At 46.3% G+C, this 25,964-nt stretch carries 26 protein-coding genes; 2 read left to right on the top strand and 24 right to left on the bottom strand.

The window, feature by feature from the left end; genetic code table 11:
• Positions 1–163: 163 nt before the first annotated feature.
• Both MTR82_RS09390 and ccpN read right to left on the bottom strand, forming a co-directional pair.
• Positions 164–967 (bottom strand): pyruvate, water dikinase regulatory protein, encoded by an 804-nt coding sequence (locus MTR82_RS09390; RefSeq protein ID WP_052651788.1) that lies wholly within the window; start codon positions 965–967, stop codon positions 164–166.
• Between the two features lie 10 nt (positions 968–977).
• A complete protein-coding gene (ccpN, locus tag MTR82_RS09385; RefSeq protein WP_052651789.1) occupies positions 978–1,616 on the bottom strand; it encodes a transcriptional regulator CcpN in 639 nt (212 codons plus the stop codon).
• A 313-nt stretch (positions 1,617–1,929) separates the two neighbouring features.
• On the opposite strand from ccpN, the gene MTR82_RS09380 reads away from it, so the two are divergent.
• Positions 1,930–3,306: a glycine--tRNA ligase gene (locus tag MTR82_RS09380; RefSeq protein ID WP_246808816.1), complete on the top strand. Its 1,377-nt coding sequence runs from the start codon at positions 1,930–1,932 to the stop codon at positions 3,304–3,306.
• 137 nt (positions 3,307–3,443) lie between these two features.
• Here the strand turns inward: MTR82_RS09380 and recO are convergent, their stop codons facing one another.
• The 21 genes from recO to lepA all read right to left on the bottom strand — a co-directional run bounded on the left by recO (position 3,444) and on the right by lepA (position 24,379).
• Entirely contained in the window at positions 3,444–4,238 is a 795-nt protein-coding gene (recO, locus tag MTR82_RS09375) for a DNA repair protein RecO (RefSeq protein WP_246808815.1), read from the bottom strand.
• 12 nt (positions 4,239–4,250) lie between these two features.
• Entirely contained in the window at positions 4,251–5,168 is a 918-nt protein-coding gene (gene era / locus MTR82_RS09370) for a GTPase Era (RefSeq protein ID WP_246808814.1), read from the bottom strand.
• Complete coding sequence (locus MTR82_RS09365) at positions 5,152–5,562, bottom strand: cytidine deaminase (RefSeq protein ID WP_246808813.1); 411 nt, start codon at positions 5,560–5,562, stop codon at positions 5,152–5,154. The genes era and MTR82_RS09365 overlap by 17 nt, the downstream gene beginning before the upstream one ends.
• Positions 5,563–5,581: 19 nt before the next feature.
• Positions 5,582–5,935, bottom strand: a complete 354-nt coding sequence (locus MTR82_RS09360) for a diacylglycerol kinase family protein (protein ID WP_052654528.1) — start codon at positions 5,933–5,935, stop codon at positions 5,582–5,584.
• Positions 5,922–6,404, bottom strand: coding sequence for an rRNA maturation RNase YbeY (ybeY, locus tag MTR82_RS09355; protein WP_246808812.1), 483 nt, complete (start codon positions 6,402–6,404; stop codon positions 5,922–5,924). Before ybeY ends, MTR82_RS09360 begins: the two co-directional genes overlap by 14 nt.
• Before the next feature lie 15 nt (positions 6,405–6,419).
• Positions 6,420–8,546 carry an HD family phosphohydrolase gene (locus MTR82_RS09350; RefSeq protein WP_246808811.1) on the bottom strand — a complete coding sequence of 709 codons (2,127 nt, stop codon included), beginning with the start codon at positions 8,544–8,546 and terminating at the stop codon, positions 6,420–6,422.
• A gap of 208 nt (positions 8,547–8,754) precedes the next feature.
• Entirely contained in the window at positions 8,755–9,714 is a 960-nt protein-coding gene (locus MTR82_RS09345; protein WP_052651796.1) for a PhoH family protein, read from the bottom strand.
• 147 nt (positions 9,715–9,861) lie between these two features.
• On the bottom strand, positions 9,862–10,347 hold the full coding sequence (locus MTR82_RS09340; protein WP_246808810.1) for a hypothetical protein: 486 nt from the start codon (positions 10,345–10,347) through the stop codon (positions 9,862–9,864).
• A gap of 26 nt (positions 10,348–10,373) precedes the next feature.
• Positions 10,374–11,363 (bottom strand): flotillin-like protein FloA, encoded by a 990-nt coding sequence (gene floA, locus MTR82_RS09335; protein WP_052651798.1) that lies wholly within the window; start codon positions 11,361–11,363, stop codon positions 10,374–10,376.
• A gap of 4 nt (positions 11,364–11,367) precedes the next feature.
• Positions 11,368–12,135, bottom strand: a complete 768-nt coding sequence (locus MTR82_RS09330; RefSeq protein ID WP_234398954.1) for an NfeD family protein — start codon at positions 12,133–12,135, stop codon at positions 11,368–11,370.
• 273 nt (positions 12,136–12,408) lie between these two features.
• A complete protein-coding gene (gene rpsU, locus MTR82_RS09325; RefSeq protein ID WP_052651799.1) occupies positions 12,409–12,582 on the bottom strand; it encodes a 30S ribosomal protein S21 in 174 nt (57 codons plus the stop codon).
• Between the two features lie 94 nt (positions 12,583–12,676).
• Positions 12,677–13,345 carry a deoxyribose-phosphate aldolase gene (deoC, locus tag MTR82_RS09320; RefSeq protein WP_246808809.1) on the bottom strand — a complete coding sequence of 223 codons (669 nt, stop codon included), beginning with the start codon at positions 13,343–13,345 and terminating at the stop codon, positions 12,677–12,679.
• Positions 13,346–13,385: 40 nt separating this feature from the next.
• Entirely contained in the window at positions 13,386–14,720 is a 1,335-nt protein-coding gene (gene mtaB / locus MTR82_RS09315; RefSeq protein ID WP_246808808.1) for a tRNA (N(6)-L-threonylcarbamoyladenosine(37)-C(2))-methylthiotransferase MtaB, read from the bottom strand.
• A 15-nt stretch (positions 14,721–14,735) separates the two neighbouring features.
• Positions 14,736–15,473 carry a 16S rRNA (uracil(1498)-N(3))-methyltransferase gene (locus MTR82_RS09310; RefSeq protein ID WP_246808807.1) on the bottom strand — a complete coding sequence of 246 codons (738 nt, stop codon included), beginning with the start codon at positions 15,471–15,473 and terminating at the stop codon, positions 14,736–14,738.
• Positions 15,474–15,485: 12 nt separating this feature from the next.
• Positions 15,486–16,427, bottom strand: coding sequence for a 50S ribosomal protein L11 methyltransferase (prmA, locus tag MTR82_RS09305; RefSeq protein ID WP_052651803.1), 942 nt, complete (start codon positions 16,425–16,427; stop codon positions 15,486–15,488).
• A gap of 15 nt (positions 16,428–16,442) precedes the next feature.
• Complete coding sequence (gene dnaJ / locus MTR82_RS09300; protein ID WP_052651804.1) at positions 16,443–17,561, bottom strand: molecular chaperone DnaJ; 1,119 nt, start codon at positions 17,559–17,561, stop codon at positions 16,443–16,445.
• A gap of 118 nt (positions 17,562–17,679) precedes the next feature.
• Positions 17,680–19,512, bottom strand: a complete 1,833-nt coding sequence (dnaK, locus tag MTR82_RS09295; protein WP_246808806.1) for a molecular chaperone DnaK — start codon at positions 19,510–19,512, stop codon at positions 17,680–17,682.
• A 22-nt stretch (positions 19,513–19,534) separates the two neighbouring features.
• Positions 19,535–20,134: a nucleotide exchange factor GrpE gene (grpE, locus tag MTR82_RS09290; protein WP_279577041.1), complete on the bottom strand. Its 600-nt coding sequence runs from the start codon at positions 20,132–20,134 to the stop codon at positions 19,535–19,537.
• A 19-nt stretch (positions 20,135–20,153) separates the two neighbouring features.
• Complete coding sequence (gene hrcA / locus MTR82_RS09285; protein WP_246808805.1) at positions 20,154–21,185, bottom strand: heat-inducible transcriptional repressor HrcA; 1,032 nt, start codon at positions 21,183–21,185, stop codon at positions 20,154–20,156.
• Between the two features lie 168 nt (positions 21,186–21,353).
• On the bottom strand, positions 21,354–22,493 hold the full coding sequence (hemW, locus tag MTR82_RS09280; protein WP_246808804.1) for a radical SAM family heme chaperone HemW: 1,140 nt from the start codon (positions 22,491–22,493) through the stop codon (positions 21,354–21,356).
• Between the two features lie 56 nt (positions 22,494–22,549).
• A complete protein-coding gene (lepA, locus tag MTR82_RS09275; RefSeq protein ID WP_246808803.1) occupies positions 22,550–24,379 on the bottom strand; it encodes a translation elongation factor 4 in 1,830 nt (609 codons plus the stop codon).
• A 220-nt stretch (positions 24,380–24,599) separates the two neighbouring features.
• Between lepA and rpsT the strand changes: the two genes are divergently transcribed.
• On the top strand, positions 24,600–24,851 hold the full coding sequence (rpsT, locus tag MTR82_RS09270; protein ID WP_052651810.1) for a 30S ribosomal protein S20: 252 nt from the start codon (positions 24,600–24,602) through the stop codon (positions 24,849–24,851).
• Positions 24,852–24,897: 46 nt separating this feature from the next.
• Here rpsT and holA read toward each other — a convergent pair whose 3' ends face one another.
• Positions 24,898–25,929: a DNA polymerase III subunit delta gene (gene holA, locus MTR82_RS09265; RefSeq protein ID WP_246808802.1), complete on the bottom strand. Its 1,032-nt coding sequence runs from the start codon at positions 25,927–25,929 to the stop codon at positions 24,898–24,900.
• Positions 25,930–25,964 lie beyond the last annotated feature (35 nt).

Below are 25,964 nucleotides of genomic sequence, written 5' to 3'. Positions count from 1 at the left end.
GCAAATTCCTGGCCATTATAATTGTTTTAGCCACAATTCTTCATTATAAAACGTTTTCGACAAAAAATCCACAACTTAAATAGAAAAACCACCTGATCAGGAGGTTTTTCTTTAATTCCGTTATTTTATTGGGAATAAATGCCTGCATGGGTGTAGTTTGCGATTATTTCCGTTTGCTTAAGATCAGATTGGCCGTTTCTTCAACAGCGCGGTTCGTGACGTCGATCACTTCGCAGCCGATCCGGCTGACAACTTTCTCGAAATGGGCTATTTCTTCGTGGATCCGGTTGATTTTCGCATAATTGGCATCGTCACTCAATCCCAATGCAATCAGCCGCTCTTTCCGGATGGAATTCAACTTTTCAGGAGAAATGACCAGCCCGTAGCATTTCGATGGATCGACACGATAAAGCTCTTCTGGCGGGTCCACTTCCGGCACTAGCGGGACGTTCGCCACTTTCAAACGCTTATGTGCGAGGTATTGCGACAACGGTGTTTTGGACGTTCTCGAAATTCCGACTAATACGATATCGGCCATTAAAATTCCACGTGGGTCGCGCCCGTCGTCGTATTTGACCGCAAACTCGATGGCTTCCACTTTTTTAAAATAATCATCATCCAATTTGCGGACGAGCCCCGCTTCTTCTAAAGGAATGGAATCCAATTCATTTTCCAGCGCATCCATCAGCGGACCCATCAAATCCACAGCAGTTACATTGAACTTTGGCGTTTCCGCCTGGATATACCGCCGCAATTCTTTCGACACTAACGTATAGACAATGAAGGCCTGCTGCTGTGCAGCCAGTTTGATGATTTCCTCAAGATGCTCAACGGAATCAATATAAGGGAACCGCTTCAATACAGCATTTTGATCTGCATATAAATATTGGCTAATAGCCGCCTTTGCAACCAGTTCGCCTGTCTCTCCTACAGAATCAGAGACAATGAACATACGGAGCTGTTTCATTTCGTGCACCTCACAATTCGTGGTTTTCCGACAATGATAAAAATGCCCGGGTGATATTCGTTTTTGTCAACCGGCCAATAACTTTAAAGCCTTCCGGTTGTTCTTCTACGACCGGCAAAGCATCAATCTGCTGATTGATCAGCCGGTGAGCGGCCTGGATCAGCGACTCGTTTTTCACGCAGTACGTAATATTCGGCATTCTTGTCATGATGATATGTACTGGGATGGCAGTTAAATTTTGGCTTCCGAGGCTTGTCCGCAGCAAATCTTTGCGGGACAACACACCCGTCAGAAACGAATTCTTGTCTACGACGAACAAAGTTCCGACATCATCAAGGAACATTTGGCTAATTGCGTCATAGACGCTGACGTCTTCCCTGACCACTACCGGAATCGACTGAAAGTCTTTCACTTTCATATTATTCATCGTATCCGTTATGTCTTGGCCGGGTTTTTTGCCGGAATAGAAATAGCCGACACGCGGACGGGCATCTAAAAATCCTGCCATCGTCAAAATTGCCAAATCCGGCCGTAATGTTGCTCTTGTCAAATGCAGGCGTTCAGCAATTTGCTCGCCCGTGATCGGACCATTGCCTTTCACAATCTGCAGGATTTCCTCTTGTCTCTTATTGAGTTCGATCGGACTCACCGCCTCAAAATATGTTATACTCAATGATGATTATTATATACTAATGGATGCGATATTGCGAAGAAAACTTTCGCATGATACAATACTAAAGAATCGAATAGCAGACAATGATGGAGTTATAAGTACCGTCGCAATCAGCGAGCAGGGTTGGTGGAAGCCTGCATGGATGGGAAAAGGCACTCCGGAGTCGCACTTTCTTTAAAGAGGGCTGTTTTATGCAGCCAATCGAGGTGGAACCGCGGGTCTTAACGTACTCGTCCTCGGACATTATGTCCGGGACGTGTACGATTTTTTATTTTATGGAGGTTTTTTTATGTCAATGGAAGAAATAGTATCGTTAGCAAAACACAGAGGCTTTGTATTTCCGGGATCTGAAATCTACGGCGGACTTGCCAACACGTGGGATTACGGCCCGCTTGGCGTAGAGCTGAAAAACAATATCAAAAAAGCATGGTGGAAAAAGTTCGTCCAGGAATCCGCGCATAATGTCGGCCTTGACGCTGCGATTTTGATGAACCCGAAAACTTGGGTTGCATCCGGCCACGTCGGCAACTTCAACGATCCAATGATCGATTGCAAAAGCTGCAAAACGCGCCACCGTGCAGATAAATTGATCGAAGATGCCCTGGATGCAAAAGGGATCGAAATGATCGTAGACGGTTTGTCTTTCGAAAGAATGGCTGAATTGATCAAAGAACACGAAATCAAATGCCCGACTTGCGGCAAAGAAGATTTCACGGATATCCGCCAATTCAACTTGATGTTCAAAACCTTCCAAGGTGTTACGGAATCTTCAACAAATGAGATTTTCCTGCGTCCGGAAACTGCGCAAGGAATTTTCGTGAACTATAAAAATGTCCAGCGTTCAATGCGCAAAAAGATGCCGTTCGGGATTGCACAAATCGGCAAAAGTTTCCGCAATGAAATCACGCCGGGGAACTTCACGTTCCGCACACGTGAATTTGAACAAATGGAACTTGAATTCTTCTGCAAGCCCGGCGAAGATTTGGAATGGTACGCTTACTGGCGCGACTTCTGCAAAAATTGGCTGCTGAACTTGAATATGTCGGAAGGCAATATGCGCCTTCGTGAACACGACGAAGACGAATTGTCGCATTACTCGAACGCTACTGTCGATATCGAATACAAATTCCCATTCGGCTGGGGCGAACTATGGGGCATCGCTGACCGTACCGACTTCGATTTGAAGCGCCATATGGAGCATTCCGGCGAAGACTTCAATTACATCGACCCGGTGACTAACGAGCGCTACGTGCCTTATTGCATCGAGCCGTCCCTTGGCGCTGACCGCGTAACGCTTGCCTTCCTGGTAGATGCATTCCACGAAGAAGCGCTTGAAAACGACGACAAACGCACTGTATTGAAGTTCCACCCGGCTCTTGCACCGTATAAAGCAGCGGTTCTTCCGCTTTCGAAGAAACTGGCTGAAGGCGCAACAGAGGTATTTGCTGATCTGGCGAAGCATTTCATGGTTGATTACGACGAATCGCAGTCAATCGGGAAACGCTACCGCCGCCAGGATGAAATCGGCACACCGTTCTGCATCACGTACGACTTTGATTCCGTGGAAGACGGCCAAGTTACGGTCCGTCACCGCGATTCAATGGAGCAAGTCCGTATGCCGATTGCTGAAGTACAGGCTTATATCAAAAAACACATTCAATTTTAATTAATCGTATATGAAGGGGACCCGCAATTTTGATGCGGGTCCTCTTTTTTAGGATCGGAAAGTAACTCTAAATAAAGCTTCCCGATTCTGCAAACAACCGGCTTTTCCTTCAGTAAAAACATCAAAAAAAGACCCGCTCAGGTAATTTCATCCTGCTGCGGGTCTTGCTCTTCTTTTCGGGGCATAAATTCAGGTGTCCGTTCCAACTGTTCCAGGAATTTCCTGGATTTCAAGCGGATCCCCGCCTGCTCTTCGTAGATCGTCCGCACAATCCCTTTAAGCAGCGATTTGGATTCCTTCTTCAATTTCAAGGAACCGACGCGTTCGATCGGGACAAAATAAAAAGTGCGGATCAGCTTCACGAGCGCCGGGCTCAGACGGATGATGTAGCGGTCGACTTCAAAGCAGCGGTGGCACAGGAATCCGAGTTCCTGAAACGAAAAAGCGAATTCCCCTTCTGTTGCCCCACAGTTCGCACATTCATGCAAAGTCGGCGTCAGTCCTGCTGAAGGCAGCATCTTCCATTCCACAAACAAGGAAATTGCTTCGGGATCATAACCCTCTTCAATCGCATGAAGGGCCTGATAGAGCATATCATAGATTGACGGCTGCGGTTCATCTTGTTCCGTCAGCCGATCAATCAATTCGGTAATGTAACTGGCATAAGCCGTTTTCATAATGTCTTCACGGATGTGGCGAAGCGACTCGAGCGGATCCCCGCTTTGAAGTGTGCCCATTCCACGCCCTTTGAAAACGGAATAGCTGCCATGGGTAAACTGCTGGGTTACAGCAGCCAAGCGGCTTGAAGGCTTTTTGGCCCCTCTCGCCATGCAAGTGATTTTTCCGGCTTCGCGGGTGAACAGCGTCACAATTTTATTGTTTTCACCGTAAGCCTGCGTCCGGATCACAATTCCCTCTAATTGATTCAGCATGGAACCGACTCCTTAATATTCGTCGTCTCTAAAACCGAAGTCGCGTAAATGCACTGCTTTATTGCGCCAATCTTTTTGCACTTTTACCCAAAGTTCCAAATAGACTTTTGAGCCAAGGAGGTTTTCAATGTCCTTGCGTGCGCGTGAACCGATTTCTTTTAAGAGGGCACCTTTTTTGCCGATAACAATTCCTTTTTGGGAATCCCGCTCAACCATGATTGTTGCCTGGACGCGAATCATGTTTTCATTGTCGCTGTCCGGTGCAATTTTCTCGATGACCACTGCAATCGAATGCGGGATTTCTTCGCGCGTCAAATGCAAAGCCTTTTCCCGGATCAGTTCCGAAATGATGAAGCGCTCCGGATGGTCTGTCACTTGGTCCGCCGGGTAATATTGCGGCCCTTCAGGCAGATATTCCGTAATTTTTGCGAGTAGATTCTCCACGTTATTGCCCTGCAATGCCGAGATTGGAATCGCTTCTGTAAAATCGTATTCGTTTCGGTAAGACTCGATCAATTTTGGCAGTTCATCGGGGTGTACTTGATCGATTTTGTTCAATACTAAAAAGACCGGCACGTCCAAGCCTTTGATCATTTCAAGGACGAAGCGGTCCTGCTTGCCGATGCGGTCATCTGCACTGGCTACAAATAACAGCACATCCACTTCACGGAACGTGTTTTTCGCCACTTTCAGCATGAAATCGCCCAATTTATGGCGCGGTTCGTTAATCCCCGGCGTATCGATGAAAATCATTTGGCTGTCTGTATTTGTCACAACGCCTTGCACTTTATTGCGCGTCGTTTGGGGCTTGTCGCTCATGATGGCAATTTTCTGGCCGATTACCCGGTTTAAAAATGTCGATTTTCCGACGTTCGGACGTCCAATAATTGAGATAAAGCCTGATTTAAATCCGTTATTTCCCTGCTGCATACTCTAAATCCTCCGTTGAAAACGCTCCCGGCAACAATTCGCTGACTGTTGTTTCCTGGACGTCTCCATTTAAATTTGTTAAATAAACCGGCATATTCGGCGAACAGAATTCGGCGATTACTTGCCGGCATGCACCGCATGGCGATACCGGTCCTTTCGTATCGGCTACAACGGCCAATGCTGCAAAGTTTCGTTCGCCCTCTGAAACAGCTTTGAACATCGCTGTGCGCTCTGCACAGTTTGTCATGGAATAACCGGCATTTTCAATATTGCAGCCGTGGTAGACCTTGCCGTCAGCCGTCAGAAGCGCTGCCCCGACCTTGAACTTTGAATATGGTACATAAGCCCGTTCCCGCGCCGTTTTTGATTCTGTCATCAATTGTTCTTTTTCCATTGCGCTTCACCTCTGTAAGTTAAAACCATTTTGGTATGAATATCAGTAAACCAATTATAGCACTTGCCACTGCAAATACCAAAACCGCACCTGCTGCCATGTCTTTTGCCTGTTTTGCAAGCGGATGGAGCTCAGGCGAAGCGAGGTCCACGACGCGCTCCATCGCTGTATTGACAAGTTCGAACGCGAGCATGCCGCCGATCAGCAAAATGACGATGAGCCATTCTGTTTTGGAAAGGCCGGTCAGCCACCCGGAAAGGACTACAACAACTGCCGCCAATAAATGAAATCGGATGTTCTGTTCTTTCTGGATTGCCGCATAGATCCCTTGTGCTGCATATTGAAAAGACCGGAAAAATCTACTCAGTTTCATGTGCGTCACGGGTGATGCCTAGCGATGTCAAAATCGCCTCCTGTTTTCCGAACATTTCCTTTTCATCCGTTTCATTCATATGGTCATAACCTAACAGGTGCAAAAATCCGTGGACAGCAAGAAAGCCCAGTTCGCGTTCGAAGGAATGCCCGTAGTCGGCAGCCTGTTCTTTTGTCCGGTCCAAGGAGATGATGATATCTCCCAGAACTCTCGCTTCAGGAGAACCGACGATTTCCATTTCCCCTTCGCCCAATTCTTCCATCGCAAAAGAGATGACATCTGTCGGCGCATCCTTGCCGCGGTATTCTTTATTGATCGCTTGGATCATATCGTTTGTCACAAACGTTACCGATACTTCCGAATCTCCCACTCGTTCCTCTTCTGCTGCATGCTTCAAAATTTTCTCAACAAATTGCAGCTCGCTTTCTTCTAACGTCGCTGTTTCATCAATAAAATCGATGGCTAACATGTTTTTTTCCTCCTGTCATTTTGGCTCCTGCGGATATTCGATCCGTGAATGGAAGATGCCATTCAGCGTTTCGCACATCACATGTTTGACTTTCTTCAACTCTTTCATCGTCAAGTCACATTCATCAAATTGCCCATCCTTTAGTTTATCCTCAACTATGGCATCAACCAATTTTTTTATTTTTTCTGATGTCGGCTCTTTCATCGAACGGACGGCCGCTTCGATGCTGTCTGCCACACTGATGATGGCAATTTCTTTTGTCTGCGGTTTCGGTCCGGCATACCGGTAGTCCTTTTCACAGACCTCCGGATTTTCTTCTTTCGCTTTATAATAGAAAAATTTCAGTAAACTGGTGCCGTGATGCTGTTCTGCCACATCGATGATTTCTTTCGGCATTTTATGCTTTCTCAACAATTCCGCACCTTCAGAACCATGCGCCAAAATGATGTCCCGGCTCTTTTCAGGTGGCAAGGAATCATGCGGGTTTTTGATGCTGACTTGGTTTTCGATAAAGTACTGCGGACGGTTGGTTTTGCCGATATCATGGTAGTAGCAGCCCACTCTCGCCAAAAGGCCGTTTGCACCGACCGCTTCGCAGGACGCATCTGCAAGGTTCGCCACCATGACGCTATGGTGATAGGTTCCTGGTGTTTCGGTTAAAATTTTCTTTAATAATGGATGATTCGGGTTCGATAGTTCAATGAGGCGCATGGTTGACAATAAGCCGAAAACCGACTCAAAAAACGGCAGCAAACCGATCGTCAAAGCCCCGGAAAATAACCCGGAAATGACAGCAGCTGCAAAATAGAAGCCGATTTCTGTCCAGTCGTACTGGCTTTGGCCCACCAATAGATAGAAACCGATAAAAAGGGCATTTCCTACGGCTACAGCTAAACTTGTCTGCAGCAAATGAGAGCGGCGGTCTTGCTGCGCAATCAAATAAACGCCGGCAAGCCCTCCGAAAATGATGTACAGCGCAATGTCCATCTGCAATGTCGAAGTGTTTTCCCCTTGCAGCATCATTCCGCCCACTGCCCCGATCAGTAATGTCACATAAACAGCGATCCGTTCATTTAACAGCATGCGCACCAGCATTCCAGCCAACGCTGTCGGAAAAAGAAAGGCGATGGTCACGTCAAAATTATCGCTGACTAAACTTAAAAGCTGCATCAGCGTCAATGAAATCAGAACAACCGCAAGAATAACCGAGAACTTAATCAGCTTCTGCTGATTCGAAGATTTCGAACGAATCGTTAAGATGACAAGAATTCCCATCGTGATCACAACGAACAGCAATAAGCCTGCCAGCGGCTTAAAATCTTCCTTTTCTTGCGTCATGCCTGCTAATTCCAATTGACGGTAAACTTCACGGTCAATCATTTGCCCTTCCTGGACCAATACCTGGCCTTGCAAAATGCGGGTCGGTTCGACACTTGCCCGTGCGGACTCTGCCTGCGCTTCCGTTAATTCTTCGTCGATGACTTCATTCGGCACAATGGCAAAACGTCCGATGACAACAGCTGCCTGCAAAGCGGAAGCAGGAATTCTCGTACTTTTCCGGAGCTCCTGCTCTACTTCATTTTGAACATCTGCGACGTCTTCTTCCCTTAGGGGTTCGCTTAATCTGGATTTGACCAGTTCCGTCAATTCCTGCTCCATTTTCGTTAGATTTTCATCCGGCACCAGAAGCAACGCTCGGAGCATTTCATCCGTTAAGCGGAGATTCGTTTCGTTTGTATCCAACAACTGGAGATTTTTTCTCACATCTTCAATCATTTTATTGATGGCTTGCGGCTTCAGCGTCTCTTCATTTTCAGGAATTTCCTTTACATCCGATATATACCCGAAAATCGACTTGATCAAAGCTGCCTGGTTGTCCGCATTTTCTGCTGAAAATTGATAGCTCGGCCCCAGCTCAGCCGCAGCCCGTTGGCGTTCTAATTCCGTTTTCACCGGATCTTCCACCGTTTTAGCGGACCGGATGGTTTCTTCAGAAAGCTGGAAAAGTTCAACCTTATATGTATCGCCGTTCACCGAGGCAAAAAGGAACCCATAAATAATCGCGCCGATCAGAAAAATCAGCGCCGCTGCAATTACCCGGTAACCCATCTTATCGTAGACTTGTTTCGCCCAATTGCGCATTGAAACACCTCTCTTCTTGTACTTTCATCATATCAATTTAAAGAAAGTATTTCATTGTCTATTTGTAATTTTTTGAAATTCGCTATGTAATATTACTTTCATTTTTTTCATCAATCGATGGATTTTGTATGGATTGATAAAACTGCAAAAAACCGGCAAGGAAAAGTCGTTCTTTCCCTTGCCGGCTATAAATGATAGCTTTTTAAATTTACGAAGGCTGGTCTTCGTAAGCTGCGATGATTCTCGCAACTAGCGGGTGGCGTACCACGTCTCCTCGTTCTAAATACTGGAAGTGGATTCCACGTACTTTGGCTAGTGTCGTTTCTGCCGCTATCAAACCGGATTCTGCGCCTCTCGGCAAGTCGATCTGGGTCTTGTCGCCAGTAATGATCATTTTCGAACCAAATCCAAGGCGGGTCAAGAACATCTTCATTTGCGCTTTCGTCGTGTTCTGCGCTTCATCAAGGATAACGAATGCTTCATCCAGCGTCCGCCCTCTCATATAAGCAAGAGGCGCAATTTCTATAGTGCCCCGTTCGATAAACCGGTTTGTCTGTTCCAGGCCGAGCACATCATGAAGTGCGTCATATAAAGGCCGCAGATAAGGATCCACTTTTTCCTTTAAATCGCCGGGCAAAAAACCGAGGCTTTCGCCTGCTTCAACCGCCGGCCGGGTAAGAATGATTTTTTTGACATGGCCATTCTTTAATGCCTGCACCGCCATCACCACTGCCAAATATGTTTTGCCTGTTCCGGCAGGGCCGATGCCGAAGACGAGATCATTGCTGCGCACAGCGTGAATATAATGCCGCTGGCCGATGGTTTTTGCACGTATTGCTTTGCCGCCTGCATTTCTGGCAACTTCTTCATCATATAGTTCTGCAAAATATTCAATGGTGCCGGCACGGGCCATCTCAATCGCTGAGACGATATCGCGCTGGTCAATATTGATGTTTTTGCGGATTACTTTCAATAATTGTTCAATCAGTAATTTCCCAATATGTTTGCCTTCTTCAGAGCCAGATAATTTAATAACGTCTCCACGCGTGATGATTTGAATTTGAAATGCTTCTTCGATTAAAGTCATGTGACTATCAGAAATCCCGAGCAGCTGCACCGCTTCATTTGGATCTTTCACATGCAGTTCTAATAGTTGGTTTTCTGTCATGTAGACGCTCCTTGGAATCGAATATTTAGTACAATTTCACTGTATCACTATTAATTTGGAATTGTAAAACATTTTAATCATTTTGTTTACATAACATTATTATTTAGAAAAATAAAACCGATCAGCATGAACTGATCGGTTTACACATTACCTTTTCGATTTTGGCGGCATCAATACTTCTGCTAAAATGATGCCTTTTCGGATATCGTTGGCTTCCAGCGGGAAGATATCCTCTTCCTGCTTTGGTTTTGCAGGAGCAGCTGAACGGGCATTTTGGTGTGCTGATAGCCTGCCCGACGGCTGCCGCTCCTGAATCTCACGCTGTATTTCCTGGCGAGTTTCGCGAAGCGGCGTCCGGTCTATTGCTTTTTCCACTCTCTGCTGCACCTGTTTCGTTTTTTCGGGCTGTTCTTTCATTTGAGTCTGCAAATCGCCGTAGATTTCTTTGGCGTAGTCTTCCACTCGTTTAAAAGTTTTTTGTCCGGCTTCACGGGCTTGTGCTTGCCGGCTTTGGCGGGTCTGGGGGCTTTTTGGAACCGGTTTGCTTGCCGGATCCTTGTCTTCGCCGCCTTTTTTATTGCCGAATATCGCTCCGAGCGCCATCACAATAAGTGCGAAGATAAAACCTTCCATTCAATAACCTCCCTTGCTGTCGACGGTTATTGTTTATCGTCGGATTTTTCTGTGCCGGTCTTGGCAATTGAATCACGCATGCCAGTATCCGCTTGGACGTTCTTGTAATTTACGTAATCCATAACACCGATATTGCCAGAACGAAGCGCTTCTGACATTGCGAGCGGCACTTCCGCCTCAGCTTCAACAACTTTCGATCTCATTTCGACAACTTTCGCTTTCATTTCCTGCTCGCTTGCAACAGCCATTGCGCGGCGTTCTTCCGCTTTTGCCTGTGCAATTTTCTTATCCGCTTCCGCTTGTTCGGTTTGAAGTTCAGCACCAATGTTCTTGCCGATATCAACGTCTGCGATATCAATGGATAAGATTTCAAACGCTGTACCTGAATCCAGGCCTTTTGCCAAAACCGTCTGGGAAATCAAATCCGGATTTTCAAGCACTTTTTTATGGTTTGTGCTGGAACCAAGTGTAGAGACAATCCCTTCGCCGACACGGGCAACGATCGTTTCTTCACCGGCACCACCGACTAAGCGGTCAATATTCGCACGAACCGTGATACGCGCTTTTGCTTTAACTTCGATCCCGTCCATCGCCACACCCGCAATAAATGGTGTTTCGATAACTTTCGGGTTAACAGACATTTGCACCGCTTCTAATACGTCGCGGCCTGCCAAATCAATGGCAGCCGCACGTTCGAACGGCAGCTCGATGTTGGCACGGTGTGCCGCAATCAATGCGTTGACAACGCGGTCAACGTTACCGCCTGCTAAGTAATGGCTTTCCAGTTGGTTGATCGATACCGTCAATCCAGCTTTTGAAGCTTTGATCAACGGATTTACGATGCGCGACGGAATAACGCGGCGCAATCTCATTCCGATTAACGTAAAGATGCTGATTTTAACCCCTGCCGCTAAAGCAGAGATCCATAAGGTAATCGGTACAAACGTGAAGAATATTGCCAGAACAATGATGACGCCGATTATTGCTGCGGCTAAACCTATAAGACCTAATTCCATGCTTCTATTCCTCCTCTTCTTTTTCCACTTCTCGAACTACGATCCGTGAACCTTCGACTTTGATGATTTTCACTTCTTTTCCAGCATCGATAAACCGTCCGTCAGAAACGGCGTCAATCCGTTCATCCATCAATTTAATCGTACCGGAAGGGCGAAGTGCTGTGGCGGTCTTGGCAAATTGCCCAACCAATTCATAGCGGTTTACATTCGATACATATCCGCTCTCCGTATTGGTCGAATCTGTCAAGACCACCCGTTTGAATAGATGAAGCCTCTTGCCAAAAAATTTCACAATAATCACCATCCCTGCAGTTGCTACAATTAATGCGATCAAAATGGCGATGGCAGTGGTTTTAAGATCTCCGCCTGCCAATAACACGCTGCCAAGAATAGCTAACAACCCGAGAAATCCAATAAGCCCGATTGGAATAATCAGTTCAACTAAAAGGAGAGTGACGCCAAGAATTAACAGGAACAACGTGCTCCATCCCGCTAACCCAGCTGCCCAATGGCCATAAAAATAAATAGCTAAAGCGGTAAACCCAATCAACCCAGGCACGCCCATGCCCGGTGTAAACATTTCCAGAAGAATGCCTAGGGCTGCAATCGACAGCAGAACCGGCACAACAACCGGATGAGTGATAAATTCAACCAATTGGCTGCCGAACGTGCTGCCCGCTTCAGCAGACTCTGCTGCCAATGCACCAGGCATGAAGAATACCGACAACGCACTTAGCGCCATGAATGCAGAGAAAATCCTAAACGGATGCAAACGAATCTCTCCTTTCGTTTTACTGCTACCTTTAATACGGACCAAAAGGGAAAAGGTTTCATTTTTTGTAGCTAATTTCATTATAAAGGAACAGTTTTGAAACACGAAGGAATGCGCTTACAGAATTTGAAAGCGGAGGCAGCCATCTAGTCAAACGTATTGGGACGACCGCTTCCAGAAGAAGGCATAGAAAAACCGGGTACACGATGATACGTGTACCCGGCCATGGCTGATCGTTCATATTTTTTAATGTCTTTTATGGAGTAAGGTCAATTAAAATTTACGTTTACGCGCAGCTTCTGATTTCAATTTACGTTTAACACTTGGCTTATCATAATACTCGCGCTTTCTTACCTCTTGCATTGTTCCGGATTTAGAAACAGTGCGTTTGAAGCGGCGAAGAGCATCTTCAATCGATTCGTTTTTACGAACTACAGTTTTTGACATCTCTTTTTCCCTCCCTCCGAACACACGTTGAAGCATATAACAATACGTGTTATATATCAAAAATTATAACGTATATATCGACCTAGGTCAATACTTAATAATCGGAATTTGAAATTAATCCCTGCATGATTTGGACGCCTGAACTTGCGCCGATGCGAGTTGCTCCCGCTTCTACCATTGCGTTTAGATCTTCTAAGCTTCTAACGCCGCCTGAAGCTTTGACGCCAAGGTCCGGACCTACTGTTTCGCGCATGATTTTCACATCCGCCACAGTCGCTCCACCTGTTGAGAAGCCAGTTGAAGTTTTAACGAAATCTGCACCCGCTTCTTTTGAAAGGCGTGATGCAACTGCTTTTTCTTCATCTGACAATAAGCAAGTTTCGATAATGACTTTAACGATAGCTTTGCCTTTGGCAGCTTCTACTACTGCCGCAATATCATTTTTCACAAGTTCAAGATCGCCGCTTTTCAAAGCGCCGATATTGATGACCATATCGATTTCGTGAGCGCCTTTTGAAATGGCATCTGCCGTTTCAAAAGCTTTTGTTTCAGAAGTTGATGCGCCTAATGGAAACCCGATCACGGTGCAGACTTTCGCCGTGCTGTCAGCTAGTTCTTTTGCTGCAGTCGCTACCCAAGCAGGGTTCACGCAAACAGAAGCAAATTGGTATTCTGCAGCCTCTTTGCAAAGTTGGACGATTTGTTCTTGAGTAGCATCAGGTTTTAATAAAGTATGGTCGATATAAGAAGCGATGTTTGTCATGTTAAAATTACTCCATTCTCTTTTTAAATTCGGTTTTACGTTAAACCAGCTGCTCTTCCATCACTCGGACAAACTGCCCTTCATTATATGGATAGCCGGCTTTCACGATTTTCACTTTGACAATCTTTCCAATCAGCGAATCATCGCCAGGGATGACCACTTTCAAGTAATTGTCCGTGTATCCTTCAAGCAATCCGGTTTCCTCGTTTTGCTTGAAGCGTTCTTCAGGAATGATTTCCAACAATTCCCCTTCGAATTTCGAAGCGTATTCTTTAGCCAATTGATCATTTAACGCAATCAGGCGGTGAACCCGTTCGTTTTTAATTTCTTCATCAATCTGGCCATCCATACGGGCAGCTGGTGTACCGGTGCGCTGCGAGTATGGGAAAACGTGGAGTTCAGAAAACTGGTGCTCATGGATGAACCTGTACGTTTCCATGAATTCCTCTTCGGTTTCTCCAGGGAATCCGACAATGACATCTGAAGTAATCGCAAGGTCCGGCAAAGCTTTGCGCAGCTGCACAAGCCGGTCTGCAAAAAATTCCATTGTGTACTTTCGGCGCATGCGTTTCAATACCGTATCCGATCCCGATTGAATCGGAATATGAAGATGGCGCACCACAATATTCGAATTTTGGAGCACGTCGATAACTTCATCCGTCAACTGGCTTGCTTCGATGGAAGAAATCCGCAGCCGTTTCAAACCAACGACTTGCTGTTCCAAATCACGCAAAAGCTGGGCTAAATTGTAATTTTTCAAGTCTTCCCCGTAGCCGCCGGTATGGATTCCGGTCAAGACGATTTCCTGATATCCCGCATTTACCAATTGCTGCGCCTGCCTAACGACTTCTTGCGGGTCTCTTGAACGCATCAACCCACGGGCCCATGGAATGATGCAGAAAGTACAGAAGTTATTGCAGCCTTCTTGAATCTTCAATGAAGCACGTGTCCGGTCAGTGAAAGCCGGAACGTCCAACTCTTCGTATATACGGTTTTTCATGATGTTCCCAACTGCGTTGATCGGCTTTCGCTCTTGTCGGTACTGGTCAATATAGCCGAGCAATTTTGTGCGGTCTTGCGTGCCGACCACAATATCAACGCCGGGAATCGCCATAATTTCGGCTGGAGAAGTCTGCGCGTAGCACCCGGTTACACAAATGACAGCATCCGGATTTTTGCGCACGGCTTTGCGTATCACTTGGCGGCTCTTTTTATCTCCTGTATTCGTAACAGTGCATGTATTAATGACATAGACATCGGAATGATGTTCGAACTCCACGCGGCTGTAGCTTTGTTCTTTAAACAATTGCCAAATCGCTTCGGTTTCATAATGATTCACTTTACAACCTAAGGTATGAAATGCAACCGTTGGCATCAGTATCCACCTCTCTCATTCGAATTCATAAGACATTGCAGATAAGGCATAAAGCGGAGCTGTTTCCGTCCGTAAAATACGAGGGCCTAAAGCCGTGAACAACGCACCGGCTTCCTTCAGCTGCTCAACTTCAGAAACTGAAATTCCGCCTTCCGGACCGAAAATAAGGATCATTGAATCTTTATCATACATTGATTTTAAAATTTCGGCAAACCGCTTACCGCCTTCCGCCCGGGCTTCTTCTTCGTAAGCGACGATAATGGCATCAAACGATTTTGCCGTTTCAAGCAATTGCTTGAACGTATGGATTTTATGTATTTCAGGTATTTTCACCCGATGGGATTGTTCGGCTGCTTCTTTAGCAATCTTTTGAAGGCGGATCCGTTTCTTTTCGCCTTTTCCAGCATCCCATTTCACAATCGACCGTTCAGCTTCGAATGGAATCAGGGCATGCATGCCGAGCTCCGTAGCTTTTTGGACAACGAGTTCCAGTTTATCGCCTTTAGGCAAACCGCAGGCAATCGCTACATTTTTCGGAAGTTCCACATCCGCCTGCCGCTCCTCTGTTAGCTGCAGCTCGATATCGAAATCGACGCTTTCTATCGTAGCTAAAAAAGATTTCCCTTCCATTACAACGATGACTTCGTCCCCTGCGCCTTGGCGCATAACTTTGGCGATGTGCTTCGCATCATCGCCTGTTATCGCCACTTTTCGATTGTCGGGAACTTTGCCGTCTATAAAATATCTCTGCATCGTTACACCCCGTTATTCCGGTTTTTTAGAAATGATCGTTACCCAGTCTTCCATCATCATGACATCTTCCACGATAAATCCAGAAGCCTCAAGCGCGTCTTTTACATCATTTTTCTTCGCAGAAATGATGCCTGAAGTGATATAAATCCCGCCTGGCTTCACTGCTTGGAAAGCATCATCCGTAAATGACATGATGATTTCCGCTAAGATATTGGCTACTACAACATCGCCCGGCTCATCAATCGTATCCAACAGATTGCCGTGGACGACCTTGATTTTGTTCTGGACTTTATTCAATTTGACATTAATCCGGGCTGCTGTTACCGCTACATCATCTAGATCAAGGGCATGGACTTCTTTGGCGTCCAATAAAGCTGCACCGATTGCCAAAACGCCTGACCCTGTCCCTACGTCAATTACCCGATTTCCAGGTTTCACTGTTTTTTCAAGCGCCTGAAGGCTCATGACTGTCGTCGGATGCGTTCCGGTTCCAAAAGCCATTCCGGGATCGAGTTCGATAATCAATTCATCGCTTGAAACGGGTTCATACGTTTCCCAAGTCGGAACAATGGTAAAACGTTTTGAAATTTTTACCGGGTGATAATATTTTTTCCACGCCGTTGCCCATTCTTCTTCGTTCACTTCGCTGATCGTCACCACATTGGCGCCAAGATTGATATCGAACTTCACTAAATTATTGATTGCCAATTTTATCGCTTCAACTGTTTCACCGAGAAAGCTATTTACGGGCAAATACGCTTTTAAAATAACGCCTTCTGACGGGAAATCGACAGGATCCAATGACCAGATTTCGCCGAATTCATCGGCTCTTTCTTTCGTCAAGTCATCGGAGTCTTCGATGACGACTCCGCTTGCGCCTGCCTCATGCATAATATTCGAAACAGCTTCAATCGCTTCGTTTGTTGTGTGAATCGACAGTTCTGACCATTTCATCTAAAACCGGCTCCTTTACTCACCTTTGATGGTGCGCTTGATTTTATCAAACAGCGAACTGCTATGTTCTTCAGGAATATCTCCGCTGATTTCTGCAAATTCACGGAGCAGCTGCTTTTGTTTTTCGTTTAATTTCGTTGGCGTCTTCACTTGGATAATAATGTGCTGGTCGCCCGTGCCGTAGCCGTGAACGTTCTTCACGCCTTTGCCTTTCAAGCGGAAACGCGCTCCGCTTTGGGTTCCTGCCGGGATTTTCAATTTCACTTTGCCCGAAACCGTCGGAACTTCGATTTCGTCGCCGAGTGCCGCTTGGGCAATGGAAATAGGCAGATTCAGATAAATATCGTCGCCGTCACGTTCGAATGATTTATGCGGTCTGACGCGGAAAACTACATAAAGGTCTCCAGTTGGCCCGCCGTTCACGCCAGGTCCGCCTTGGCCGGTAACACGCAATTGCTGGCCATCATCGACGCCTGCAGGAATGGTAACTTTGATTTTCTTGACTTTGCGGACTTTTCCTTCGCCATGGCAAGTCGAGCATTTTTCTGGAATGATTTGTCCGGTGCCTTGGCAATGCTGGCAAGCTCGGCGGTTGACCATACGGCCAAACGGCGTATCTTGTGTCACATTCACTTGGCCAGAACCTTCACAATAAGGGCAAGTTTTCGGTTTTGTTCCAGGCTTCGCGCCAGATCCGTGGCAAGTAGAACATGTTTCGTCTTTCGGCAATTCGATTTCTTCTTCTTTGCCGAAAACCGCATCCATGAAATCGATCGTCATCGAATATTGCAGATCGTCGCCTTTGCGCGGCGCATTCGGGTCGCGGCGTCTTGAACCGCCGCCGAAGAACGTACTGAAGATATCGTCAAACCCGAATCCTTCAGCACCGCCGCCGAATCCGCCAAATCCTTGGTTCGGATCCTGGTGTCCAAATTGATCGTATTGTGCACGTTTTTGCTCATCGCTTAAAACTTCGTACGCTTCTTTTACTTCTTGGAATTTCTCAGAAGCATCCGCATCTTTATTGATATCCGGGTGGAATTGTTTTGATAATTTCCGGTAAGCTTTTTTGATTTCCTCTTTCGAAGCGTCTTTTGAAACGCCGAGCACCTCATAATAATCTCGTTTATTCATATGTCACTCTCCCTATTGCAATCACCTGTAATTGTACACGGTTTAAATTGTGGTTGCAAAGACATTGAAAAAGCCAAAGCATGTTGCTTTGCTTTGACTTTTTCAGGCCCCGCTTATCTTACTTGTCTTTGTCGTCGTTGACTTCTTCGTATTCAGCGTCCACGATGTCATCGTTTCCTGGAGCTGCGCCTTCTTGGCCGCCAGCTGCTTGCTGCGCTGCAGCCGCTTGCTCATAAGCTTTCATAGCCAAACCTTGAAGGATTTCATTCAATTTATCTTTTTTCTCACGGATTGTGTCGATATTGTCGCTCTCAAGAGCGGATTTCAACTCGTCACGCGCTTCTTCCGCTTGTTTCTTTTCTTCTTCCGTGACAACTTCGCCAAGGTCAGCGATTGTTTTGTCCGTTTGGAAAACCGCTTGGTCCGCTTCGTTGCGAAGTTCTACTTCTTCTTTCACTTTCGCATCCGCTTCTGCGTTTTCTTCCGCTTCTTTGATCATGCGTTCGATTTCGTCATCACTTAATGAAGTGTTTGACTGGATCGTGATCGTTTGTTCTTTTTGCGTTCCAAGGTCTTTCGCTTTTACGCTGACGATTCCGTTTTTATCGATGTCAAATGTAACTTCAATTTGTGGAATTCCGCGTGGTGCCGGCGGAATATCCGCTAATTGGAAACGGCCAAGCGTTTTGTTGGCAGCGGCCATTGGACGCTCACCTTGCAATACATGGATATCTACAGCTGGCTGATTGTCAGCAGCAGTCGAGAATGTCTGCGATTTTGAAGTTGGGATCGTTGTGTTGCGGTCGATCAATTTCGTGAACACGCCGCCCATTGTTTCAATTCCTAAAGATAGCGGAGTTACGTCAAGCAAGACCACATCTTTCACGTCGCCTGTCAATACGCCGCCTTGTACAGCAGCACCCATTGCGACAACTTCATCCGGGTTAACGCCTTTATGAGGATCTTTTCCTGTTTCTTTCTTCACTGCTTCTTGAACGGCAGGAATACGTGTAGATCCACCAACTAGGATGACGCGGTCAAGATCTGAAGCAGAGATGCCTGCATCTTTCAACGCTTGGCGAGTCGGCCCCATTGTGCGTTCTACCAATGAAGAAGTCAATTCATCAAATTTCGCACGGCTCATTGTCACTTCCAAGTGAAGCGGTCCAGCTTCTCCTGCAGTGATGAATGGCAAGGAAATTTGTGTAGAAGAAACGCCGGAAAGGTCTTTTTTCGCTTTTTCTGCAGCATCTTTCAAACGCTGTGTCGCCATTTTGTCTTGAGACAAGTCAATGCCGTTTTCTTTTTTGAATTCCTGCACCAAATAATCGATGATTACTTTATCGAAGTCATCTCCGCCAAGACGGTTGTCGCCGGCTGTTGATTTAACTTCGAAAACGCCGTCGCCCAGTTCAAGGATCGAAACGTCAAACGTACCGCCGCCCAAGTCGTAGACAAGTACCGTTTCGTCTTTTTCCATTTTATCAAGGCCGTAGGCAAGCGCTGCTGCAGTCGGTTCATTGATAATGCGTTCCACTTCAAGGCCTGCAATACGGCCTGCATCTTTTGTTGCTTGGCGTTCTGCATCGTTAAAGTAAGCCGGAACTGTAATGACAGCTCTTGTCACTTTTTCGCCTAAGTATTCTTCTGCATAGCCTTTTAAGTATTGAAGAATCATTGCAGAAACTTCTTGCGGTGTATATTCTTTGCCTTCAGCCGTTACTTTTTGCTGCGTACCCATCAAACGTTTAACCGATTGGATCGTGTTCGGGTTTGTGATAGATTGGCGTTTCGCTACTTCACCGACTTGGCGTTCACCATTTTTAAATGCAACAACAGAAGGAGTCGTGCGGTTGCCTTCTGGATTTGGAATGATTCTTGGTTCGCCGCCTTCTAATACCGCGACTGCTGAGTTTGTAGTTCCTAAGTCAATACCGATAATTTTGCTCATTGAAATTCCTCCATCATCTGATTTATTCGTTTACTTTAACCATTGCCGGGCGCAAGACTCTGCCTTTTAACGTATAGCCTTTTTGCAGTTCCATTAATACAACACCCGGTTCAGCTGTTTCGTCTTTTTCTTGCATGACGGCTTGGTGGAAATTCGGGTCGAATGGCTCACCAAGTGCTTTAATTTCTTCTAAGCCTTCGCGTTTAACCGCTTCAAGCAAAGATTTCTGAACCATTTCCACGCCTTTTAATAAAGACGCAGATTCTTCGCTTTTTGTTTCAACAGATAGAGCCCGATCAAAATTGTCCATTACAGGAAGCAAGTCAGCCAGCAATGACTGCGAGCGGAATTTCTCCGCGTCTTGCCGTTCTTTTTGGGAGCGGCGCTTGAAATTGTCATAATCAGCCAATAAACGAAGATATTTGTTCTGCTCAGCTTCCAATTCCTCTTTCAAGGCAGCAACTTCATCCACTTCCGGGGCTTCCGCTGTTTCTTCAGCAGGTCCAGCAGCTTCATCAAGAACGAGTTCTTCTTGCTGCTCCACTGCGTCCCCTTTTGTTTCAGTTTGGATTTCCTGATCTAGTTCTTCTGTCGATTTTTGAGGTTCTTTTTCATTAGACAAATCCTGTTCCTCCTTTTGTTCACTTGCCCCTGATCATTCGGGTCAGTTCTTTCGATAAATCGCCGCTAAGTGTGTCGAGCAACGTGACAACGCGTTTATAATCCATGCGTTTTGGACCGACGATAGCAATTGATCCCGTCTGTTCTTCCCCGATATCGTATGAAACGGTGATCACTGAGCAATCTTCCATTGCTGAAAGCGCATTTTCCGAACCGATCCGTATATGGAGCCCTTGGCTGCCTACAGGAAGAATCATGGGAATATGTTTGGACTCTTCCATCACATCCATAAGATTCCTGATTTTATGCAAATCGTGGAAATCCGGCTGGTTCAAAATGTTCAGCTTTCCGCCATAGTAGACATTGTCCTCTTGCGGAAGGATAACCGCTTTTCTGAAGGTCGAAAAAAGTTCGCCATAGCGGTTAACATGCTGTTTGAAGATCGTCAAAGTTTCCTGTTCCAAACGGCGGTGCAAGTCGTTCAATGAAACACCGACTAGCCGTTCGTTTAAGATATTGACCATCTTTTCAATATCCGAAGGATCCAGCCCTTGCGGTATTGTAAAGACCCGGTTTTCTACATGGCCGTTATCCGTTACGATAATTGCCACTGCAGTATCCATCGTCAAAGGGACAATCGATAGCTTTTTAACTGTATGCTTCCGCATATCCGGCCCAAGCAGAATGGCTGTATAATTCGTCAATTCCGATAGGATCATGGCAGACCGTTTGATCACTTCCTCGGTTTCTGCAATCTTATCATCAAAAATGGAACGAAGCTGCACGATATCTTCTTTAGGCAGCGGACGCGGCGTCAGCATATGGTCGACGTAGTAGCGATACCCCTTTTCCGAAGGCACCCTGCCGGAAGAAGTGTGGGTTTTCTCAAGAAAACCCAAGCCTTCCAAATCAGCCATCTCATTACGGATCGTTGCCGGACTAAATGGGATTTCGGATTTTTTAGAGAGTTGGTTCGATCCGACCGGCTGAGCTGATTGAATGTAATCATCTACTGTTACTTTTAAAATGAGCAACTGCCGTTCTGTTAACATGATCATCACCTCTGTTAGCACTCTATAGGTGTGAGTGCTAAGACTACCTTAAAATTATCAAATTCTCATAGCCTTGTCAACGAATGCGCTTTTGTTTTTGTCAATGAAAGACAAATTTTTTAAAACTGATTTTCGCCGGCTGAAGCAGTTCATTTCTGCCACGCAAAATTATGCAAGCAGGAACTTCTCAAAAACTTCATTGCCGACAAAGCGGCCATGCTTCGTTAATTTGATCCGGCCTTCTTCAATGGCCAAATTCTTTTTGCCGATCTCCGCGGCGATAATTTCGCCATACACTTCCTCAAGCGAACGGCCGAACTTTTCCTGGAAATGCGCAAGCGATACGCCTGCCGTCTTCCGGAGGCCAAGGAACATTTCTTCTTCCATTTGCTCATTCATAGGCACCTCATGCGTGCTGAGCAAAGGACGGTTCCCTTCATCAAGCGGCCCCATGTATTTTTTTAAGGGCCCTACATTAGAATAGCGAATGCCTCTTACGTAGCCATGCGCACCGGCGCCGGCGCCGATGTATTCTTCATTGTCCCAATAGATGAGATTATGCCGGGATTGGAATCCTGGCCGCCCAAAATTCGAAATTTCGTATTGCTTCAAGCCGCGCTGCTCCATTTCGGCCATCAGCCTTTCATACATATCCGCTTCCAGATCCTCGGTCACGGTATTGAGTTTGCCTTTTGTCATCAAGTTATAAAAAACCGTCTTCGGTTCAATGATCAAAGAGTAGGCAGAGAAATGCGGCAAATCAAATGCAAATGCCTGTTTCAGCGTATCTTCCCATTGCGCCATGGTTTGCCCCGGCAGCCCGTACATCAAATCGAAGCTGATGTTCGTAAAGCCGACTTCGCGCGCTTCTTTTACCGCACGATGGACGTCCTGATTGCTGTGGGTGCGTCCAAGGCGCTGCAATAGATCGGCGTCGAACGTCTGGACGCCCATGCTCAAGCGGTTAACGCCTCCTGCAAACAGCACTTCCATCTTCTCTTTCGTCAATTCATCCGGATTCGCTTCCGATGTCCATTCGAGGTTCTCTGCCATCGGCACGTATTCATGGATATAGCCTAGTAGTTTTTCTAATTGGTCTGGGTCGAGCGATGTCGGAGTGCCGCCGCCAAGAAAAATGGTTTCCAGCGGTTGGTCGAGTGCTCCTTCCAGTTTCCAAAGCGCCAGCTCTTTTCCGAGAGAATCGATGTAGGCATCCACTGGCTGGTCTTTGAAAAAGACTTTATTGAAATCACAGTAATGGCAGATCTGGTGGCAAAAGGGGATATGGATGTACAATCCCTTGACCATAGTATTCCTTCTTTCTAATAGGAAAAGGAGGCGCAAAATCGGCCTCCTCCTTTTGTTTATTTTGATTGGTCGTCCATTTTCAGGATGGCCATGAATGCTTCTTGCGGCACTTCGACAGAGCCCACTTGCTTCATGCGCTTCTTGCCTTCTTTTTGTTTGTCCAAAAGCTTGCGCTTACGGGAAATGTCCCCGCCGTAGCATTTTGCCAGAACGTTTTTGCGCATCGCTGAAATCGTTTGGCGGGCAACAATTTTTTGGCCGATGGCAGCTTGGATCGGCACTTCGAATTGCTGGCGGGGGATCAACGTCTTCAATTTGTCGACGATGACTTTTCCGCGCTCATAAGCGAAATCGCGGTGCACAATAAAGCTTAATGCATCCACTTGTTCACTATTCAATAAGATGTCCATTTTTACAAGCTTCGACTCTTTATAGCCGATCAATTCATAGTCAAACGAAGCGTAGCCTTTTGTGCCTGATTTCAATTGGTCGAAGAAATCATAAACGATTTCGGCTAACGGCAATTCATAGACGATGCTGACACGCGAGTTGTCTACATAATCCATCGTCAGGAAGTTGCCGCGTTTTTTCTGGCAGATTTCCATAACGGCTCCGACGAAATCATTCGGCACCATGACTGTTGCTTTTACGTACGGCTCTTCTACGACGCGGATCTTCTGCGGATCCGGCATCATCGCCGGGTTGTCGATATTCAATACTTCGTCATCCGTCATATGGACATGGTAGACAACACTTGGGGCTGTTGTAATCAAATCGATATTGAACTCGCGCTCGATGCGCTCTTGAATGATTTCCATATGGAGCAATCCCAGGAATCCGCAGCGGTAGCCGAAGCCAAGCGCTTGGGACGATTCAGGCTCAAATTGCAGCGCCGCATCATTCAATTCCAGTTTTTCAAGTGCATCGCGAAGGTCATTGTATTTCGACGTATCGATCGGATATAAACCGCAGTATACCATCGGGTTCAAGCGGCGGTAGCCTGGCAATGCTTCTTTTGCCGGGTTGTTTGCAAGCGTAATCGTATCCCCGACCGTTGCATCGCCGACATTTTTAATGGCAGCTGTCAGGAAGCCGACATCGCCGACCGTCAATTCTTCGCGGAGCGTTGCGCGTGGAGTGAAGACCCCTGCTTCGATGACTTCAAATTCTTTGCCGGATGCCATCATTCGGATGCGGTCTCCCGGTTTCACTGTTCCTTCTACAATCCGGATATATGAGACGATGCCGCGGTACGGATCGTAGACGCTGTCAAAAATCAAAGCTTTCAAAGGTGCACTTGGGTCGCCTGAAGGCGCCGGAACTTTTTCAACGATCTGTTCAAGGATTTCTTCAATACCGATGCCCGCTTTCGCTGAAGCCAGAACCGCTTCTGAGGCGTCCAGCCCGATGACATCTTCCACTTCTTGGCGGACACGTTCCGGATCTGCTGCAGGCAAATCAATTTTGTTGATGACCGGCAAGATTTCCAAGTCGTTGTCCAGCGCTAAATAGACGTTTGCCAATGTTTGGGCTTCAATCCCTTGTGCTGCGTCGACAACCAGCACTGCGCCTTCACAAGCAGCAAGGCTGCGGGAAACTTCATATGTGAAATCGACGTGCCCAGGAGTGTCAATCAAGTGCATGATATACGTTTCTCCGTCTTTTGCTTTGTAGTTCAGCTGGACGGCGTTTAGCTTAATCGTAATTCCGCGTTCGCGTTCCAGGTCCATGGAATCCAGCAATTGCGCTTTCATCTCACGTGAGCTTAATGCTTCTGTCTTTTCTAGTATGCGGTCAGCAAGCGTAGATTTCCCATGATCGATGTGCGCGATAATGGAGAAGTTACGGATTTTGCTTTGCCGGGATAATCTTTCCTCATGATTCATTCTCTTCACTCCCATATAAACTACTATGAATTATAGCAGTACAGCCGGTATTCAGCAATGTAAGACTGTTGAAATGATTTTGGTGTCAAGGCAAACTTCTTTGCACATATCTATTGCATTCCTTTTCCCGATTTGATAAAATAACTCATGTTGTATAGAGACATAAAAGATACATGAGATGATTCCATCTCTGTTCCTATTTGTCTAGGAGGTGAAATACATGCCAAACATTAAATCTGCAATCAAACGTGTTCGCACGAATGAAACGAAAAATGCTCAGAACTCACACGTGAGATCAACAATGCGTTCTGCGGTTAAAAAAGCTGATACAGCTCTTCTTAACAAAGATGAAAACGCTGGCGATTCTGTAAAAGCAGCGATCAAACAAGTGGAAAAAGCAGCTTCTAAAGGTCTTATCCACAAAAACACAGCAGCTCGTAGAAAATCTCGCTTGATGAAAAAACAAGCGTAACAGCAAAAGGCCGATTCCCTTATGGGAGTCGGCCTTTCTTCTTTTTTCAGCGTGCAGCTGCCGCTTTCGATTTCCGTTTCATCAAAAAGAACTCCAGGATCCGTTCGCGGTTTCCGCTTTGCGTTTTCAACTGCAGATCGATGTCCGCCAAATCGTCCAGCACTTCCAGCAAACGCTGTTCTGAAATTTGCTGGCGCTTTTCCACCAACAATTTGACGCGGTACGGGTGCGCCTTCAATTGCTTGGAAATCGCCTGTGCGTGATAGCCTTTTTTCTGCAAATAAAACACATGCACCATGAAACGGATCTGAGAAGCGAGCAGCGCCGTCAAAGCGACCGGCTCTTCCTTTTGCCGGATCAAATCGTAGTAGACGCTGAGCGCCCCGCTGACATCTCCGTCCAAATAGGACTGCAGCATTTTGATCGCATCCTGTTCAAGTGTCCGTGCCGTCATCTGCTCGATCAACTCGATCGTAATCTCTTCTTCATCCGCCCCGAGATAAAGCGACATCTTCTCAAGCTCCGACGACAAGAGCGTCAAATTGGTCCCGGCCATCTCCACTAGTTTCTGGGCTGATTGCTTGTCCAGCGCCTTGCCGTAATTTTTCGCTTCATGCACCAGCCATGTTTCCAAATCATTCGCTAGCAGCGATTTCGCTTCCACCATGATTGCCCGCTGCTTCATGAGCTTCGTAATTTTTTTGCGTTCATCCAGTTTCTCGTAAGGCGCCACAAAAACCGTCACGGAACTGGACGGCGGATTTTCGAGCCATGCTTCCAGCGCTTTTAAATTGTGGTCGATCTTTTCCTTTCCGCGTTCAGCCGCTTTCAGGAAAGAAGCGTTTTTCGCGATGATCAATTTTCGGTCACTGAAAAATGGAATCGTATCCGCTTCTTCTATTACATAATCGACAGGCACTTCGTCCAGGTCAAAGTGAATGAACTCCGGTTCTCCGTCCGTCAATTTCGTTTTCAACAGATCCAAAGTTTTTTCGATGAAATAACTTTCCGTCCCTGTAATGATGTATACAGGATCGATTTGCCCACTGCGTATCGCTTTCCATACTGAAGTGATCATAAACCGCACCTCCTCCCTCTACTATATCGGATTTT

Source organism: Planococcus ruber, assembly GCF_022819085.1.
Taxonomy (GTDB): domain Bacteria; phylum Bacillota; class Bacilli; order Bacillales_A; family Planococcaceae; genus Planococcus; species Planococcus ruber.
Note: the sequence above shows the minus strand (reverse complement) of the source record. Positions and strands in the feature narration are given on the sequence as shown.

What these genes read in the sequence shown, in the direction of transcription:
- MTR82_RS09390 (WP_052651788.1), bottom strand. Translation starts at nt 967, where the DNA reads ATGAAACAGCTCCGTATGTTCATTGTCTCTGATTCTGTAGGAGAGACA.
- MTR82_RS09380 (WP_246808816.1), top strand. Translation starts at nt 1,930, where the DNA reads ATGTCAATGGAAGAAATAGTATCGTTAGCAAAACACAGAGGCTTTGTA.
- recO (WP_246808815.1), bottom strand. Translation starts at nt 4,238, where the DNA reads ATGCTGAATCAATTAGAGGGAATTGTGATCCGGACGCAGGCTTACGGT.
- era (WP_246808814.1), bottom strand. Translation starts at nt 5,168, where the DNA reads ATGCAGCAGGGAAATAACGGATTTAAATCAGGCTTTATCTCAATTATT.
- MTR82_RS09365 (WP_246808813.1), bottom strand. Translation starts at nt 5,562, where the DNA reads ATGGAAAAAGAACAATTGATGACAGAATCAAAAACGGCGCGGGAACGG.
- MTR82_RS09360 (WP_052654528.1), bottom strand. Translation starts at nt 5,935, where the DNA reads ATGAAACTGAGTAGATTTTTCCGGTCTTTTCAATATGCAGCACAAGGG.
- ybeY (WP_246808812.1), bottom strand. Translation starts at nt 6,404, where the DNA reads ATGTTAGCCATCGATTTTATTGATGAAACAGCGACGTTAGAAGAAAGC.
- MTR82_RS09350 (WP_246808811.1), bottom strand. Translation starts at nt 8,546, where the DNA reads ATGCGCAATTGGGCGAAACAAGTCTACGATAAGATGGGTTACCGGGTA.
- MTR82_RS09345 (WP_052651796.1), bottom strand. Translation starts at nt 9,714, where the DNA reads ATGACAGAAAACCAACTATTAGAACTGCATGTGAAAGATCCAAATGAA.
- MTR82_RS09340 (WP_246808810.1), bottom strand. Translation starts at nt 10,347, where the DNA reads ATGGAAGGTTTTATCTTCGCACTTATTGTGATGGCGCTCGGAGCGATA.
- floA (WP_052651798.1), bottom strand. Translation starts at nt 11,363, where the DNA reads ATGGAATTAGGTCTTATAGGTTTAGCCGCAGCAATAATCGGCGTCATC.
- rpsU (WP_052651799.1), bottom strand. Translation starts at nt 12,582, where the DNA reads ATGTCAAAAACTGTAGTTCGTAAAAACGAATCGATTGAAGATGCTCTT.
- deoC (WP_246808809.1), bottom strand. Translation starts at nt 13,345, where the DNA reads ATGACAAACATCGCTTCTTATATCGACCATACTTTATTAAAACCTGAT.
- mtaB (WP_246808808.1), bottom strand. Translation starts at nt 14,720, where the DNA reads ATGCCAACGGTTGCATTTCATACCTTAGGTTGTAAAGTGAATCATTAT.
- MTR82_RS09310 (WP_246808807.1), bottom strand. Translation starts at nt 15,473, where the DNA reads ATGCAGAGATATTTTATAGACGGCAAAGTTCCCGACAATCGAAAAGTG.
- prmA (WP_052651803.1), bottom strand. Translation starts at nt 16,427, where the DNA reads ATGAAATGGTCAGAACTGTCGATTCACACAACAAACGAAGCGATTGAA.
- dnaJ (WP_052651804.1), bottom strand. Translation starts at nt 17,561, where the DNA reads ATGAATAAACGAGATTATTATGAGGTGCTCGGCGTTTCAAAAGACGCT.
- dnaK (WP_246808806.1), bottom strand. Translation starts at nt 19,512, where the DNA reads ATGAGCAAAATTATCGGTATTGACTTAGGAACTACAAACTCAGCAGTC.
- hrcA (WP_246808805.1), bottom strand. Translation starts at nt 21,185, where the DNA reads ATGTTAACAGAACGGCAGTTGCTCATTTTAAAAGTAACAGTAGATGAT.
- hemW (WP_246808804.1), bottom strand. Translation starts at nt 22,493, where the DNA reads ATGGTCAAGGGATTGTACATCCATATCCCCTTTTGCCACCAGATCTGC.
- lepA (WP_246808803.1), bottom strand. Translation starts at nt 24,379, where the DNA reads ATGAATCATGAGGAAAGATTATCCCGGCAAAGCAAAATCCGTAACTTC.
- rpsT (WP_052651810.1), top strand. Translation starts at nt 24,600, where the DNA reads ATGCCAAACATTAAATCTGCAATCAAACGTGTTCGCACGAATGAAACG.
- holA (WP_246808802.1), bottom strand. Translation starts at nt 25,929, where the DNA reads ATGATCACTTCAGTATGGAAAGCGATACGCAGTGGGCAAATCGATCCT.